The 14,144-nt window shown below is 59.3% G+C and carries 18 protein-coding genes; 14 read left to right on the plus strand and 4 right to left on the minus strand.

Annotated elements, in window-relative coordinates:
* Positions 1–16 precede the first annotated feature (16 nt).
* The 3 genes from ACW9UO_RS00740 to ACW9UO_RS00750 all read right to left on the minus strand — a co-directional run bounded on the left by ACW9UO_RS00740 (position 17) and on the right by ACW9UO_RS00750 (position 1,255).
* Entirely contained in the window at positions 17–205 is a 189-nt protein-coding gene (locus ACW9UO_RS00740) for a hypothetical protein (protein ID WP_457087118.1), read from the minus strand.
* A gap of 214 nt (positions 206–419) precedes the next feature.
* On the minus strand, positions 420–833 hold the full coding sequence (locus ACW9UO_RS00745) for a hypothetical protein (protein ID WP_457087119.1): 414 nt from the start codon (positions 831–833) through the stop codon (positions 420–422).
* Entirely contained in the window at positions 830–1,255 is a 426-nt protein-coding gene (locus ACW9UO_RS00750; protein WP_457087120.1) for a hypothetical protein, read from the minus strand. The genes ACW9UO_RS00745 and ACW9UO_RS00750 overlap by 4 nt, the downstream gene beginning before the upstream one ends.
* A gap of 272 nt (positions 1,256–1,527) precedes the next feature.
* Between ACW9UO_RS00750 and ACW9UO_RS00755 the strand changes: the two genes are divergently transcribed.
* The 12 genes from ACW9UO_RS00755 (at position 1,528) to ACW9UO_RS00810 (ending at position 11,759) form a co-directional block, all read left to right on the plus strand.
* On the plus strand, positions 1,528–1,842 hold the full coding sequence (locus ACW9UO_RS00755; RefSeq protein ID WP_457087121.1) for a hypothetical protein: 315 nt from the start codon (positions 1,528–1,530) through the stop codon (positions 1,840–1,842).
* Complete coding sequence (locus ACW9UO_RS00760) at positions 1,839–2,192, plus strand: hypothetical protein (protein ID WP_457087122.1); 354 nt, start codon at positions 1,839–1,841, stop codon at positions 2,190–2,192. Before ACW9UO_RS00755 ends, ACW9UO_RS00760 begins: the two co-directional genes overlap by 4 nt.
* On the plus strand, positions 2,182–3,021 hold the full coding sequence (locus tag ACW9UO_RS00765; protein ID WP_457087123.1) for a hypothetical protein: 840 nt from the start codon (positions 2,182–2,184) through the stop codon (positions 3,019–3,021). Before ACW9UO_RS00760 ends, ACW9UO_RS00765 begins: the two co-directional genes overlap by 11 nt.
* Before the next feature lie 83 nt (positions 3,022–3,104).
* Complete coding sequence (locus ACW9UO_RS00770; RefSeq protein ID WP_457087124.1) at positions 3,105–4,304, plus strand: DUF1611 domain-containing protein; 1,200 nt, start codon at positions 3,105–3,107, stop codon at positions 4,302–4,304.
* On the plus strand, positions 4,301–5,422 hold the full coding sequence (locus tag ACW9UO_RS00775; RefSeq protein WP_457087125.1) for an alanine/ornithine racemase family PLP-dependent enzyme: 1,122 nt from the start codon (positions 4,301–4,303) through the stop codon (positions 5,420–5,422). Before ACW9UO_RS00770 ends, ACW9UO_RS00775 begins: the two co-directional genes overlap by 4 nt.
* A gap of 49 nt (positions 5,423–5,471) precedes the next feature.
* On the plus strand, positions 5,472–5,708 hold the full coding sequence (locus ACW9UO_RS00780) for a hypothetical protein (RefSeq protein ID WP_457087126.1): 237 nt from the start codon (positions 5,472–5,474) through the stop codon (positions 5,706–5,708).
* A gap of 126 nt (positions 5,709–5,834) precedes the next feature.
* Positions 5,835–6,116 carry a hypothetical protein gene (locus tag ACW9UO_RS00785; protein ID WP_113913424.1) on the plus strand — a complete coding sequence of 94 codons (282 nt, stop codon included), beginning with the start codon at positions 5,835–5,837 and terminating at the stop codon, positions 6,114–6,116.
* Positions 6,117–6,220: 104 nt separating this feature from the next.
* On the plus strand, positions 6,221–7,027 hold the full coding sequence (locus ACW9UO_RS00790) for a transglutaminase-like domain-containing protein (protein ID WP_457088579.1): 807 nt from the start codon (positions 6,221–6,223) through the stop codon (positions 7,025–7,027).
* Positions 7,028–7,117: 90 nt separating this feature from the next.
* Positions 7,118–7,297: a hypothetical protein gene (locus ACW9UO_RS00795; protein WP_457087127.1), complete on the plus strand. Its 180-nt coding sequence runs from the start codon at positions 7,118–7,120 to the stop codon at positions 7,295–7,297.
* 73 nt (positions 7,298–7,370) lie between these two features.
* The gene (locus ACW9UO_RS00800) at positions 7,371–7,904 is read left to right on the plus strand and encodes a hypothetical protein (protein WP_457087128.1); all 534 of its coding nucleotides are present in this window, start codon (positions 7,371–7,373) and stop codon (positions 7,902–7,904) included.
* A gap of 258 nt (positions 7,905–8,162) precedes the next feature.
* Positions 8,163–9,086 (plus strand): transglutaminase family protein, encoded by a 924-nt coding sequence (locus tag ACW9UO_RS00805; RefSeq protein WP_457087129.1) that lies wholly within the window; start codon positions 8,163–8,165, stop codon positions 9,084–9,086.
* A 1,413-nt stretch (positions 9,087–10,499) separates the two neighbouring features.
* Positions 10,500–11,759, plus strand: coding sequence for a vWA domain-containing protein (locus tag ACW9UO_RS00810; RefSeq protein ID WP_457087130.1), 1,260 nt, complete (start codon positions 10,500–10,502; stop codon positions 11,757–11,759).
* Between the two features lie 50 nt (positions 11,760–11,809).
* Here ACW9UO_RS00810 and ACW9UO_RS00815 read toward each other — a convergent pair whose 3' ends face one another.
* Entirely contained in the window at positions 11,810–12,268 is a 459-nt protein-coding gene (locus tag ACW9UO_RS00815; RefSeq protein ID WP_457087131.1) for an Lrp/AsnC family transcriptional regulator, read from the minus strand.
* Positions 12,269–12,407: 139 nt separating this feature from the next.
* Between ACW9UO_RS00815 and cysG the strand changes: the two genes are divergently transcribed.
* Both cysG and ACW9UO_RS00825 read left to right on the plus strand, forming a co-directional pair.
* Entirely contained in the window at positions 12,408–13,823 is a 1,416-nt protein-coding gene (gene cysG, locus ACW9UO_RS00820; protein WP_457087132.1) for a siroheme synthase CysG, read from the plus strand.
* A complete protein-coding gene (locus ACW9UO_RS00825) occupies positions 13,823–14,122 on the plus strand; it encodes a DUF2849 domain-containing protein (protein WP_457087133.1) in 300 nt (99 codons plus the stop codon). Before cysG ends, ACW9UO_RS00825 begins: the two co-directional genes overlap by 1 nt.
* Positions 14,123–14,144: the final 22 nt, after the last annotated feature.

Genomic DNA, 14,144 nt, shown 5'->3' on the forward strand with positions numbered 1-14,144 from the left:
CGTCAGACGCGAGCGGTTAGGCGAGGGCGTGGGTCGCCGCGTCGAGTTCCTTGTTGGTCTCGGCGTCGTTCTTCGCCGTGTTTGCCTTCTCAGCTGCCTGGTAATGCGTAAGCGCCGAGTCCTTCTTCGGGCCCGAGGGTGCCTTGTCCCAGGCGGCTTTCACTGACATCATCTTGTCGGCTGTCTTTGTCTGTTCGGGTGTCATTGGGAATGTCCTTTCATGGACGTTCCGAAAAATAAGAAGCGCGCCAACATGCCGACCCTTTCGGGTTCGGCACGCCCGCACGCTTCTCGGGTACTTTAAAAAAATGCCCACCAAATATTCGGCGGGCACATCTCACCTAGCCGATGTCAGCGCCTCGCCGCACTGACGCAGGTTAGCCCCGGCGCGTGCGGCAGGTCGAATGAGGTTGCGGCACTCAGGCCACAATGGTTTGCTGGTGGGAGATCCTCAGCCAGGTGTCGTCATCGTTGAGGTATGTTGAGGCGCAGAGTGCCTTGTAGATCGATATGTCGGCTTTCTCCGCCGAGACACGGTAGGTCAGAATGGCGATGTCATGACACCGCGTGACGCGACGTTCGGCCATGGCCACGGAGCGCCAGCCGGTGCTCTGCTTTAGATGGGTCCAGATCTGGTCACCCTGGAGGATGCCGGCTGGATAAGGGAAGATCATGATGGCGTTGTTTGCTGTCGTCGCCCGCGCGTTGTCCGCGCCACTGGTCCAGAAGTGTTCCTCCATGTCCCATAGAACGCTCTGTTCGTGCGGCGATAGCGTCCCGGTCTTGTGCGCTGAATGACCCATTGGCGTCGATGTCTGAGCGGAAACGGTCATTCGCCAGACCCCGACCCGCCAACCATAAACATCTGAAACAGCACAAAGATGATTGCGAGCACGGCCCAGATCGCGCCGCTTGTACCCGGGCGGCCAACGGCCACCGTCGAGGCAGCTCGCTTCAGGGTCTGCGACGGGGGGCTTTCCGGAAGCAGCTGGCTCAAGTCTCCTGCGACCCTGCGGTGATCGCTTTCGAGCGTGGGAACATCCGGAAATCGAGCAAGCAGCTTTCCCAACCGGGATCGCGCGGCATCGCGCCCCAGCGCGACCAACTCAGCGGTTTCTTTCCATGGATCGAGGCCGAGTCGCGCGAGCGTGGAGAGAACCGTGACGACATATCCGTTCCGGTCCTCCCCGACCGACGCATAGAGAAATCGCTCGAACTCGGGCGGGTGTGGTTTGAGAACATTGGGGGCGGCCATTGTCATTCCATTCCTTGGTTGCAGGAACGCAGATCGCCCCTGTTTTCCAAAGGATACGCGCAGGTCGGTCTCGCCGCCCTTACACAGGTCAGTGCGGACGACTGCCCCCAGGAAGGTCGCAACCGGTTCGGTGCCCGGGACTAACATGCGTCAGCGTCAGTGCGACGATCCCGAGGTACAAGGGGAGAAATCGTTCGACTGGTCCGTCCCTGACTTCACGGGACCGTCACCAGTGGTGAGCGACGTATCTGCCAACATCGTGGTGACCAAAGATGAACATGCGGTCGACCAGATCGACGGTGACGTTTTCGAACGCGTTCACGCTGCCGGGTTATCCCGGCAAACTGCCTGCGGGCGACTACGAAGTTCTCGTCGAAGAGGAGCTTCTCCAGGGGCTGAGCTTCGAGGCTTACCGACGGACGGCGACCTACTTGACGGTGCGCGGCAGGGGCAACCATGCCGGACGTACAGAGTTGCGCGCGATTTCTGAAAACGACCTGATGGAGGCGCTGAGCCGGGATCAGGCCGCGACCGAGACGAACTATCACAGCGATGCGGCGCTTTCTCCGCCAGAGGATCGAAAATGACATTTCCCGAATGGACGAAACCCGGTGCTTACGGTGCCTTGGTTGGCGCGGTTGCTATCTCAATTCTTGGCTTCACTTGGGGTGGCTGGACAACCGCAGGCAGTGCGGACGAGATGGCCCAAAGCTTTGCGGCTGAGGAAGTCACATTGGCGATGGTGCCAGTTTGTGTAAATCTGTCAGAAGCCGATGCAGAACGCACTGCAAAACTGGCAACACTGCAAGAAGCTTCAAGCTTTCAGCGGCGCAATGCCATGATGGAAACCGGCTGGGCCACATTGCCGGGCACTGATGCCCCAAGCCGGGATCTGGCAGACGCCTGCCTTGCGGGGCTTGAGTTAGATGGATCGTAAATCTCCGTTATCGGAGCTGCGACTTCAGCAATCAAACAGTGCCCATGTCGCAGCGGATATACCAACAATCATGGTCCTAATCATAGGGTCGATTACCGCAGTCCTGCTGTTTGCACTACCTACATTCGCCCAAACCGCCAGTCAGCCAATGCCAGAGAACGCCAGTGCTAAAAGTTATGGTGATGGATGGGAATGTAACGTTGGGTTCAGGCTGAACGAAAATGCCTGCGTCGCTGTGATCGTGCCGCAAAACGCATACGACACGAACCGGTCCTACGGTTCCGGGTGGGAATGTCTGCATGGGTTTCGCAGGACCGACGAAACTGCATGTGTAGCAGTAGAGGTGCCTGAGGGTGGGTTCTTGGATCCCTCAGGCGAACGGTGGCGTTGTTTGCGCGGCTACATCAAGGTCGATGACACATGTCAGGAGATCGTCCTGCCAGCGAATGCATACTTGGCAGATGCCTCATATGGCTCGACGTGGACGTGCGAACGTGGGTTTGAAGCAACTGGCGACACGTGCACAGCCATTGCGGTTCCGGCAAACGCCTATCTGAACGGATCAGGATACGGTCAGCCATGGACATGTGAACGCGGTTTTTTCCAACAAGCCGATCTGTGTGAGGCTGTCGTGATCCCTGCGAATGCTTACTTTGACGGTGCAACCTACGGCACCGGTTGGAAGTGCGAACGCGGATATGCGGTCGCCGGCCAAAGCTGCGAAGCTATAGACATCCCTGCACATGCCCATCTGGACCGGTCGGAAAATCGCTGGGAATGCGACAGGAACTTCCAAAAATCAAAAGGTCTGTGCGTGCTCAAAAACTAGGCGCACCGCGCGGCAACGCCGACTTCAAAATGCGCAGGTGAGGACAGTACTGTCCTCCGTGCCGACCAAAAAAGGGAACTACAATGCAAGCCAAATCTGAAACCGTCGACACCATCCGCCGTCCTGTCAGGGGCGCGCAAGCGCCACCAATGACCCATAGCGAACCCAAACATGCGACGTCAATCACGCAGGTCACAGCGCCACCATCGGCAGTCGTCTATTGCGAGGGGAACTTCGCGCAAATCGACGGCAAGACAGCAAATGGCCTTGTGCGCCATTCAGAGGCGTATCGAATCCTTTCTGTCATCGACAGCACCTATGGCGGACAAGACAGCGGAACCGTTCTTGACAATGCCGTGAACCACATACCGATCTTTGGTCATCTGGATGCCGCAGTTGCCCATGAAGCCGTCATTCCCGATACGTTGATCTATGGGATGGCCCCTTCAACGGGGCGGCTTTCACCTGCGGATCGAGGCGTTGTTCTAAATGCAATTGAGCTTGGCATGAACATCGTTAGCGGGCTGCATGAATATCTAAGCGATGACTGTGAAATAGCCAACGCCGCATCTGAACGGAATGTCACGATCCGCGACATCCGCAAGCCGAAACCCAGCAAAGACATGCGGTTATTCGATGGCAGTGTCGGTGGTGTCAAAGCTCTGCGGATTGCAGTTCTTGGGACCGATTGCGCCATCGGTAAGCGAACGACGGCGACCGTTTTGGCACGCGCCCTGAATGCGAACGGTATCAAGACGGTGCTTGTCGGCACGGGCCAGACCGGCCTGATGCAGGGCGCGAAATACGGTGTCGCAATGGATGCCGTGCCACCCCAGTTCTGCTGTGGCGAGCTTGAAGGCGCGATTGTTGCGGCTTCTGAAGCTGAACAACCCGATGTCATTTTGATCGAAGGTCAGGGCGCACTGAGCCATCCGGCGTTCTGCACATCGGCATTTATTCTGCGGGGCAGCCAGCCAGATGCTGTCATCCTTCAGCACGCGCCAAAACGCGCACATCGCTGCGATTTTCCCAGTATGCCAATGCCCACATCGTCAAGTGAGATTGCCTTGATCGAGGCCTTTGCCGACACAAAGGTCATCGGTGTCACCCTCAATCACGAAGGCATGACAGAGGCCGAAATCACCGCCACCATCGCGGCCCAATCCCACAAACTCGGGTTGCCCGTTACCGATGCGTTGGCCCGACCGGCTGCAAATCTGCTTGCGATGGTACTCGCCGCATACCCCGGTTTGACACAAAGGCCGTCTGTGGCCGCGATATGAGCTGCCCGCGCATCGAGGTGGACCTCAGCAAGATACGTCGCAACACGCAGACCCTTGTTAAGCGCTTAGGCCCGCGTGGGATCGGCGTCACAGGCGTGACCAAGGCTGTCTGTGGGCATCCAGCGATCGCTCAGGCCATGCTCGATGGTGGGGCAGCCGGGCTTGCAGATGCACGTGTCCGCAATGTGCAAAGGCTACGTTCGGCAGGCATGACAGGCCCTATCACTCTGATCCGTACGCCGATGTTAAGCCAGGCCGACCAAGTCGTTCAGTCCTGCGAAGAGAGCTATAACACAGAGCTTTCGGTCATTTCGGCGCTGGCTGCTGCCGCGATCCGCAATCGTTCCGTCCACGGTATCGTCCTCATGGTCGAAATGGGTGATCTGCGCGACGGGATACTACCCGAGAACCTAAAAGGTATTGCACAGCAGGTCATGCAAATGTCAGGGGTTGCATTGAGAGGGATTGGCGCGAACTTTGCCTGTCTGAGCGGGATCGCCCCTACTGCGTCTCAAATGGCCGCTTTTTGCGACCTCGCGAATGAGATCGAGGGGGTATGTGGCCCGTTCCTCAAGATTGTTTCTGGTGGCAACTCAGCCAACTTGCCCTGGGCACTTGGCGAACACGCGACGGGTCGCGTCAACGACCTTCGTCTGGGTGAGGCGATCCTACTGGGTGTTGAGCCAGTGTCTGGCGACCGGATCGATGGGATGTACACAGACGCCTTTACGCTTGTCGCAGAAGTCATTGAAACGGGTTCAAAACCTGCGCCTTCCGCCATCGCTCTGGTCAATCCAACTATGGCAAGACGTCGCATCGCGCACGCCAGTGGTGTTTCCAAGCGCATGATCCTCGCGATGGGACATCAGGACACCGATATTCTTGGGCTTTCAATGCCTGTTGGAAACACATTGATCGGTGCAACCAGCGATCATCTTGTCATTGGAATGCCCGGCACCCCGCCGACGCTGGGTTCCGAGGTAAGATTCCAGATGAATTACAATGCGTTGATGCGTGCCATGGCTGCACCAGACATCGAAGTGACACTGTTGGGTGATCCAATCACACGATCATCACGGCGCACCCAAGGCAAGGTCGATCACTTGGCGCTGGTTTGAAAGACCTCGCTTGGTCCGGCCGTCCCTAAGCCACAAAGGAAACTGAAAATTGACGAAACTCACAAAAAGCAATCTGTTCAAAGTGTATGACTCTAAACCGGAAACCCCGATGGAAAAGACGACGCGTGTCGTCAGACAAATGGTCGACGAAGAAACGGAACAACGTGACGCCAAGAATTCCCGACTGCGCAACGACCGCCTTGAAAGAGAAGCAAACACACCACCTGTAACCAAAAATTCAGCAGCGTCTAAATCGCGTCGCTCGAAAGCTGCTTCGACCCGGTAGTTGAACTTCGGCGGCTATGTTTGCGTGATGTGCGCCGCCGGGAAATGGTCACTTCAATCAGGATGAGATCGGCCAGGGCTGCTCCCAGAACTTCCAGACGTCCCTGCCGATCACAAGGAACCATCCATGACAAACGCAGAGCGATCCCCAGAAAAAATCCACTATATCTGCCAGACTTATGTTGAAATGAAAGCTGGGCGCAACGGGCAGACTGGCCTGAAAATTGCAAAGCAACTTGAATATTCCACAGCTTCAGAAGCACAAAACAGAGCCGAACGAGAGGCTCAATCAGAGGATTGCGCAGGCGCGGACGCCTACATGGTGACTGAAGATCCAGCCAGTGGAGAAGTTGGCGAACCGAGCTTCCTCGTAAGGCTTGGGAAGGTCCCAGAACTTGACGATTTCTAGAATCCTGAAAATGGCCGCGGTCAACCGGGACTTCCGGCTCTCCGAAGAGGCGTGCATCCTTGGACGGTGATCGTGACATGACAAGCCGCGGCCGCGCGTCTGGCATGTGCGTTAGCATAGGATGTCGTCTGCGATACAGCTTCCCCCAGCCGACGCCGCTGATCGCGCTGCTGAACGTCCACTACTCACGCTTTGGCGATCTGGAGGGCGCCGACTATCTCGTAACGTCGCCGAGCGTGCCGCTCGAAAGCTATCGGGACGGCTTCGGCAACTGGTGTACGCGCCTCTTGGCTCCGGCGGGCGACTTCTCCCTGTCGACGGATGGCATCTTCCGCGACACGGGCCGGCCCGATCCCGTTTTTCCCGACGCGCAACAGCACGCGGTCCAGGATCTGCCATCCGATACGCTCGTGTTCCTGCAGGGCAGCCGGTACTGCGATACCGATCTTCTTTCAGAGGAAGCCTGGCGTCTTTTCGAGACCACGGAACCCGGTTGGTCCCGCGTTCAGGCGATCTGCGATTTCGTGCATGGGCATGTCCGCTTCGACTACATGCAGGCGAAAGCGACGCGCACCGCATCGCAGACGATGGCTGAGCGACAGGGCGTCTGCCGCGATTTTGCCCATCTCGCCATCGCCTTGTGTCGCTGCATGAACATTCCGGCCCGCTACTGCACCGGATATCTGAGCGACATTGGTGAACCTCTCCCGCATCCGCCTGGAGACTTCGCCGCATGGATGGAGGTCTTTCTCGCTGGTGAATGGCACATGTTCGACCCGCGCAACAACAAGCCGAGGTTTGCGAGAATTCTGATCGCGCGCGGGCGCGATGCCGCCGATGTACCGCTGACCCAGACATTCGGTGAAAATACGTTAACGGAATTCAAGGTCTGGACGGATGAACTGGCCTGAATGATCTTGGCCTCCTTTTCGATACACCATCGTAAATCACGTCGCCAATCCCCATATGTAAAGTACCGATGTCAAACATCCCGGTCCATCATGGATGAGGAGTTGGCTCCGGCCAATCAAAGGATCGATGACATGTCCTTCAAGGACCTGACAGCTCGGGTTGCGGCCGCAATGAAGCTGAGGCCTGCCGAAACAGCGAAGACCCCTGCCAAGCAGAACGAGTCCAATGCCGCTGGCAAGGAAGCGCCAGCGAAATCCAAGACATCTTGAGACGCACACAAGCCGCGCGCCCCATTCTCAAAGGGGGCGCGAACCACCCGCAGCAGCATGGAGGAACACGTCAATGGAAGATCTGACGAGCAAGACTGTCGCGGTGTTCGCCCGACCGTTCACTGTACCTGGCTTCAACGAGACGCTCCCGGCGGGAGAGTACGAGATCGAAACGGAGTTGGTTTCACCCCCGGATCAAAAGGATCCCGCAGCTTGGAAGGCCTCCGTCCTGGTGAAGCTTCATCCCCGAATATCGCATCCCGGTCTTGCGCGAGCCCTGACCGTTTCCCTTGCCGACCTCGACCACGCACGCGCGAGGGATAAGTTGACGGGCAAGGCGTTGTCCGACCTCTTTCTCGAGGAAATGCTGGCCGATCCGATGGTGCGCCTCGTGATGAAGGCCGATGGCGTCTCCGAGGCGCATTTGCGAAATCTCTATTCTGAGCGTGGGACGCCTGATCCCGATCTAAATGGGCCGGCGTCAGCGACGACCACCCAAAGAACGCGGGACGATGCGTCAATCCGGGCCGCCGAGAACGAAGGAATGCCTTCAAGATCGGAAACGCTGTCGCGATCGCGCAGCCGCCACTTAGCGGGACAGATTTGATGTCGGGCAGGGCCATGGCCGAAGGCGCAATGCCATACACCGTGACCGTAAGGGCTCGGCGCGACGTTCCGCAGGAACGCCAATGCCTGCGGTGCGAAACCCTGTTCTGGAGCGAAGGGTTCGGAGAGCGGATCTGCAGGCGCTGCAAGGGATTGAACGCCTGGCGAAACGCCGTGCCCGATAGCTCCGGGTCATCACGCCGCCGCTGATCCGCATCGACGTGCGTGCCGTCTTCCTCGAACCACACTGGACCCCATTTTGCCCTGCCTCGACATCGTTCACACTACAACCTACCGATACCGTCAGGCGGTCTCTCTCGGACCGCACAGGGTGATGCTGCGTCCCCGCGAAACGCGGGAATTGCGTCTTTTCTCCCACGAGGTCTCCATTACCCCGACGGCGACCGTAACCTGGGCGCATGATGTGGCCGGCAACGCGATCGGCACCGCCATCTTTGACGGTCCGACAGATCATCTGGTGATCGAAAGCCGCGCCACCGTGGAACTGACCGCGCCAGCCTGGCCGGTCTTTGCCATCGCTGCAGCGGCCGCCCAGTACCCCTTTGTCTACGCCGCCGACGAATGGACGGACCTGGGTGCGTTGACGGTGCCGCAATACGATGACGTCGATGGCCGCCTTGCCAGATGGATCGAGGGCTTTGTCATGGCACGCCCGACCGACACGCTGTCTCTGCTGAAGGACATCAGCAATGGCGTGTTCTCGCAGATTTCCTACCAGAGCCGCGACGACGAAGGCACCCAGTCGCCGATCGAGACACTCGACAGGGGATGGGGCTCGTGCCGCGATTTCGCTGTCCTGCTTGCAGAGGCAGTCCGCCGTCTTGGCCTCGGGGCCCGCATCGTCTCGGGCTATCTCTCCGATCCCGAAATAGGCCTCGTTGGGTCGGCGGGTTCTGGATCTACCCATGCATGGGTCGAAATATTCATCCCCGGTGCTGGTTGGATTTCCTTTGATCCAACGAACCGGAGCGTCGGGTCCGGAAACCTGATACCGCTCGCTGTGGCCCGGAACATCGCGCAGGTCACGCCGGTAGCAGGCACGTTCCTCGGAACGAACGTCGATCTGCTTTCGATGGAGGTATTGGTAAGAATGGAGAGTGCTTCGGCTCAAAACAACTCGCTCCTGGCCCAAGGAGGCCGGGCGGACATCGCGCTTGTCTGATGGCGTTTCGGTGGGACTGGCATGCGGTAGCTAGTATAAACCAAGCAATACCAATGCCTTAACGACCGGAGAAGGTTGGATATCAGGCCCATCCCCTCCGCCACATTTTCAGCTTCGTGCGCTGAAAAAGATCAATTAAATATTTCTACTGGCGGCCTGTTCTCACATTGGTTCTCGCAGCACGCGCCAGGTTGCGCTGTTCAAAAATCAGGCACAGCAGCTCAAAGACCGCCTTGTCGCGCTTTTCCCGGGGACAAGTCGCGGGCATCGTCTCAAGCGCCCGCTTTGCTAGCTTTATGCTGGGCGCGAGATCTGGCGGCGCGGCCCGCGCTTCGGCTTCATCTCGGCGGGAGAGGTTTAAGTCATCGGCGTCCGATGCTCTAATCCGGCTGCGACGGCCATCCTGCTGGGAGGGTCCGAGTTTGAACTCACGCAGAGTTGCCAAGATCGCGCACGGAGAGCTTGCTTAAAGACTGGCCTGATGCACCCTGGGCCTGCTCCAAATGGATGCGAAAGCCCTTCGCCCTTTTGATGTGGTACTTGCTGAAATCTTCGCGCAGGTTCCAAGCATCAAAACGCTCCAGCGCGGCAAGTTCCCGGTCAAGTGACTTATCGGGAAGCTGGCGCGCGAACCTGCGGTAATTAGAATTACCAAGCGTGGGTCGCTCGTTTATCTCATTTGGAAGTTTAGATCATTGTGATCTTCCTTCTGGGCCTAACTTGAAAAGGCGATTAGGTGATGAGCAGGCATGCCGGCATGAGGCAAAAAGCCGGGAGGTCTGCGCACCACCTTAGCGTTCGCTATTGCGTAGTTTTGAGGTCGAGGGCCCGGGTGCTTTCAGGGAAGAGTTCTTGGGCTACGGGCTTGGAAAAGACCGTTCCACAGGCCTGGTAGAAGGCCGTCAGCTTTGCGCGGCCTTCCTTGATCTCGCAAACCGCAAACCCCTCAGCCGCTCTTCGCTTCTTGCCCAGCGCAAATCCGCAACCCCCTCAGCCAAATGGCGCAGGCCACGGTATCAAGCGCGGGCCTGTCAATCGCCTTGTTCCATCGTTGCAAAATCGACCCTCGCTAGGGATCGGCACCCCACCTTTGTCCCATGTTCATTGAGCGGTGTTAGGAATATCCTTCGACCGAGCGGCAGTTGGCGGCAGGGGATGCATGCGTTTGGCCGATGTCTGCAAAGAGACAGACGTTCGCCAGATCTATTGCGATCATTTTGCCCATCGCTGAGCATCGCGTTTTCGGGAAGGAACGGAACGTCGACAAAACGTGCCATTTTAACAGCAGGTTGCCATCACCGCCGGGCGGCTTCACTGTACTGACGTCGGTGGGGTATCGCAGGACTGCGTCGTCGTGCCTATCGGACAACCACGTAACTCAGACCGGCCGGGCCAAAGCTCCCGAGGATCACCATGCCAGAATACGCCCCGCTAGAGCTTCCCGACAACCCGGCTCTGACCGACAACATCACCCATTTCGCCCGCGCTCTGCGCAAGGCGGGCCTGCCAATCGGGCCGGGCCGGGTGATCGAGGCGATCCGGGCGGTCGAAGCTGCGGGCTTTACCGAGAAGGTGGATTTCTACTGGACGCTGCACGCCTGCTTTGTCAATAAACCCGAACAGCGCATTGTTTTCGCCCAGATCTTCCGGCTCTACTGGCGCGATCCGCGGTATATGGAGCATATGATGTCGCTCATGCTGCCCGCCATGCGCGGCGTGCAGGAAGAGCGCAACGCCAAGGCGGCTGAGAAACGCGCTGCCGAGGCGCTGCTCGATGGTGCTGATCTGCCGATCCCCGAAGAAGAGCCGGAGGCGCGCGAGGACGAGACGCAGATCGAGATTGACGCCTCGATGACCATGTCATCAGAGGAAAAGCTGCGCAGCCTCGATTTCGAACAGATGAGCACCGCCGAAATGGCCCGCGCCAAACGGATGCTGGCGCGGTTGACCCTGCCGGTGCCGCCGATCAAATCCCGACGGACCCGCGCCAGCCACACCGGCCACCGCTATGATTTCCGCCAGACCCTGCGGCTGTCGATGCGCCGGGGCGGGCAGCTGCATGAACTGGCGCTGAAAAAGCCGCGCCTGCGCTGGCCCAATCTGGTGGTGATCTGCGATATTTCCGGCTCGATGAGCACCTATTCCCGCACCATCCTGCATTTCCTGCACGCGGTTTCGAACGAAAAGGGCGCGGGCTGGGCCAAGGTGCATGCCTTCACCTTTGGCACCCGCCTGACCAATATCACCCGCCACCTGAAAACCCGCGATGTTGATGCCGCCTTGGCCGCTGCCGGGGCAGAGGCGCAGGATTGGGAGGGCGGCACGCGGATTGGCCAATGCCTGCACGACTTCAATCGCGACTGGTCCCGCCGGGTGATGGGGCAGGGCGCGGTGGTGCTGTTGATCACCGATGGGTTGGACCGGGGCGATCCTGAGCGGCTGGAGCAGGCGATGGAGCGGTTGCACCTGTCGTCGCGGCATCTGCTGTGGATCAATCCGCTTCTGCGCTGGGATGGCTTCGCGGCCAAGGCCTTGGGCATCCGCACCATGCTGCCGCATGTCGATACCTTCCGCGCGGGGCATAGCATCGAAAGCCTTGAGGCGCTGGCCGAAGCGATCTCGAAACCCGGCGATCCCGGTGAAAAGGCGCGGCTCATGGCGGACTTGGCGTAACTCCGATCTGTCAACAGATCGGCACCGATCCATTGATGGATCGGGCCCTGTTACAGCGCCAGTGCGGTGGTCGACTTGATCTCTTCCATCGACAACAGCGCTGTGACGTTGTGCACTTTCACCTCTGAAATCAGCGCCTGATAAAAGGTGTCATAGGCCCGCGCATTGGCCACCCGGACCTTCAGGATATAGTCGATATCGCCCGCCAGCCGATGCGCCTCTTGCACTTCGGGCCGCTCTTGAAGCGCTTTCAGAAACGCCTTCTGCCAGGCCGCATCATGCTCGGAGGTGCGGATCAGCACAAAGAAACACGCCTCGAACCCCAGCTTCTCGGCATCAAGGTAGACCGTCTGATTGCCGATGATCCCGGCCTCGCGCATTTTGCGGATCCGGTTCCACACCGGCGTCTTGGAAGACCCCACAACCTTGGCGATTTCGTCCAAGGACCGGCTGGCGTCTTCCTGCAGGGCCTTGAGTATTTTCCGATCCGTGTCGTCAATCCGAGCCATGTTTCTGTCTTTCGAGGTTTTGCGAAACGAACGTTCCAGTTTGGCGCATTGATAGAACGTATATCCTTATTGGCGCAAGCTACTAGCGCAGAAACGGGAAAATTTCCTATATATCACCCAGAACACGTAGGAGCCCGTCATGCAGCATTTTCCGATCTTCGTGAACCTCGCCGGACAACGCGTTGTTGTCTCTGGTGGCGGCGATGCGGCTGTTGCAAAGCTGCGTCTGCTGCTGAAAACCGAAGCCGCGCTTGTGGTGTATGCCGCCGCGCCGGTGGCTGAGATTGTCAAATGGGCCGATGAGGCGCGCCTTGTGCTGGTGCGTCGTGCGCTGGACGCGGGCGATATTGCGGGCGCGCGGTTGTTTTATGCCGCGGACGAGGATGCCACCGAGGATGCACGCAGTTCTGCGATTGCCCGGGCCGAGGGCGCGCTGGCCAATATCGTCGACAATCTGCACGACAGCGAATTCATCACCCCCGCCATCGTCGACCGTGACCCCGTCACCATTGCCATCGGCACCGAAGGCGCCGCGCCGGTGCTGGCGCGTGCGATCAAGGCCGATCTCGAGGCGCGTCTGCCGGTGCGGCTTGGTCCGCTTGCGCGTATTGGCAAAGCGTTCCGCAAGGCGGCCGATGCGCTGCCGATGGGCCGGGCCCGCCGCGACTTCTGGGCTGATTTCTATTTTGCCGCCGGTCCCCGTGCCTTTGACGAACGCGGCGAAACTGGCGCGAACGCAGCGCTCGACACCCTGCTGAGCGATCACCTGTCGCGCCCATCGCGCGCGGGCCATGTGGCATTCGTTGGCGCAGGCCCCGGCGATCCCGAACTGCTGACGCTCAAGGCCCGCCGCGCACTTGACGAGGCTGATGTGGTGATCCACGATCGGCTGATCAGCCCCGAAATCCTCGAACTGGCGCGCCGCGAGGCGGTGCTGCTGGATGCGGGCAAAGAGGGCTTCGGCCCGTCGATGAAGCAAGACGACATCAACGATCTGATCGTCCGCCATGCGGGCGAGGGCGCGCAGGTTGTTCGGCTGAAATCCGGCGACAGCACGGTCTTTGGCCGGTTGGACGAGGAAATCGACGCCGTGGATGCCGCCGGGATCAGCTGGCACATCGTGCCCGGCATCACCAGCGCCTCTGCCGCCGTCGCCGCCATCGGCCAGAGCCTGACGAAACGCGGCCGCAACTCTTCGGTGCGCTTCCTGACCGGCCATGACACCAAAGGCTTTGCCGATCACGACTGGCGCACGCTGGCCCGCGACGGCGAAGTTGCGGCGATCTATATGGGCAAGAAATCCGCCCGCTTTATCCAAGGCCGCCTGCTGATGCACGGCGCCGATCCCGCGACCCCGATCACCCTCGTCGAGAACGCCAGCCGCGCCAATCAGCGCATTGTGGAAACCTGTCTTGTCGATCTGCCCGCCGATCTTGCCGCGGCTTCGGTCGATGGCCCCGCGCTCACTTTCTATGGTCTGGCCCCGCGTGAAGCGGCCCTTGCGCAGCAAGGATTGGACCAAACCGACATTCAGCTGACCCAGGAGCTTGCCTGATGCCCCGTCAATTTACCCCCAAAGTCGTCACCGCCAACGCCCTGATCGAAGGCGATGTGATCTATCTGACCGAAGATGACCGCTGGACGCGGGCGCTGGCCGAAGCCGAAGTGCTGACCGATGAAGCCCACGCCGAGGTGCGGCTGCTCGAGGCCTCTGGCCGCCATGCCGAAGTGGTTGGCGCGTATCTGGCCGATGTCGCCCTGCAGGACGGCACGCCGCATCCCACTCACTTTCGCGAAGATTTCCGCCGCACCGGACCTTCCAACTATTTCCACGGCAAACAGGCCGAGCGCTGAAAAAATCCGTCAACGGATTTTG

The organism is Marinovum sedimenti (assembly GCF_054052205.1).

Bases quoted from the DNA above. Each gene is read 5' to 3' on its own strand.
- ACW9UO_RS00745 (WP_457087119.1), bottom strand. From the start codon at position 833: ATGACCGTTTCCGCTCAGACATCGACGCCAATGGGTCATTCAGCGCAC.
- ACW9UO_RS00790 (WP_457088579.1), top strand. From the start codon at position 6,221: ATGTGCGTTAGCATAGGATGTCGTCTGCGATACAGCTTCCCCCAGCCG.
- ACW9UO_RS00765 (WP_457087123.1), top strand. From the start codon at position 2,182: ATGGATCGTAAATCTCCGTTATCGGAGCTGCGACTTCAGCAATCAAAC.
- ACW9UO_RS00810 (WP_457087130.1), top strand. From the start codon at position 10,500: ATGCCAGAATACGCCCCGCTAGAGCTTCCCGACAACCCGGCTCTGACC.
- ACW9UO_RS00740 (WP_457087118.1), bottom strand. From the start codon at position 205: ATGACACCCGAACAGACAAAGACAGCCGACAAGATGATGTCAGTGAAA.
- ACW9UO_RS00760 (WP_457087122.1), top strand. From the start codon at position 1,839: ATGACATTTCCCGAATGGACGAAACCCGGTGCTTACGGTGCCTTGGTT.
- cysG (WP_457087132.1), top strand. From the start codon at position 12,408: ATGCAGCATTTTCCGATCTTCGTGAACCTCGCCGGACAACGCGTTGTT.
- ACW9UO_RS00755 (WP_457087121.1), top strand. From the start codon at position 1,528: ATGAACATGCGGTCGACCAGATCGACGGTGACGTTTTCGAACGCGTTC.
- ACW9UO_RS00815 (WP_457087131.1), bottom strand. From the start codon at position 12,268: ATGGCTCGGATTGACGACACGGATCGGAAAATACTCAAGGCCCTGCAG.
- ACW9UO_RS00800 (WP_457087128.1), top strand. From the start codon at position 7,371: ATGGAAGATCTGACGAGCAAGACTGTCGCGGTGTTCGCCCGACCGTTC.
- ACW9UO_RS00795 (WP_457087127.1), top strand. From the start codon at position 7,118: ATGGATGAGGAGTTGGCTCCGGCCAATCAAAGGATCGATGACATGTCC.
- ACW9UO_RS00750 (WP_457087120.1), bottom strand. From the start codon at position 1,255: ATGGCCGCCCCCAATGTTCTCAAACCACACCCGCCCGAGTTCGAGCGA.
- ACW9UO_RS00775 (WP_457087125.1), top strand. From the start codon at position 4,301: ATGAGCTGCCCGCGCATCGAGGTGGACCTCAGCAAGATACGTCGCAAC.
- ACW9UO_RS00825 (WP_457087133.1), top strand. From the start codon at position 13,823: ATGCCCCGTCAATTTACCCCCAAAGTCGTCACCGCCAACGCCCTGATC.
- ACW9UO_RS00785 (WP_113913424.1), top strand. From the start codon at position 5,835: ATGACAAACGCAGAGCGATCCCCAGAAAAAATCCACTATATCTGCCAG.
- ACW9UO_RS00770 (WP_457087124.1), top strand. From the start codon at position 3,105: ATGCAAGCCAAATCTGAAACCGTCGACACCATCCGCCGTCCTGTCAGG.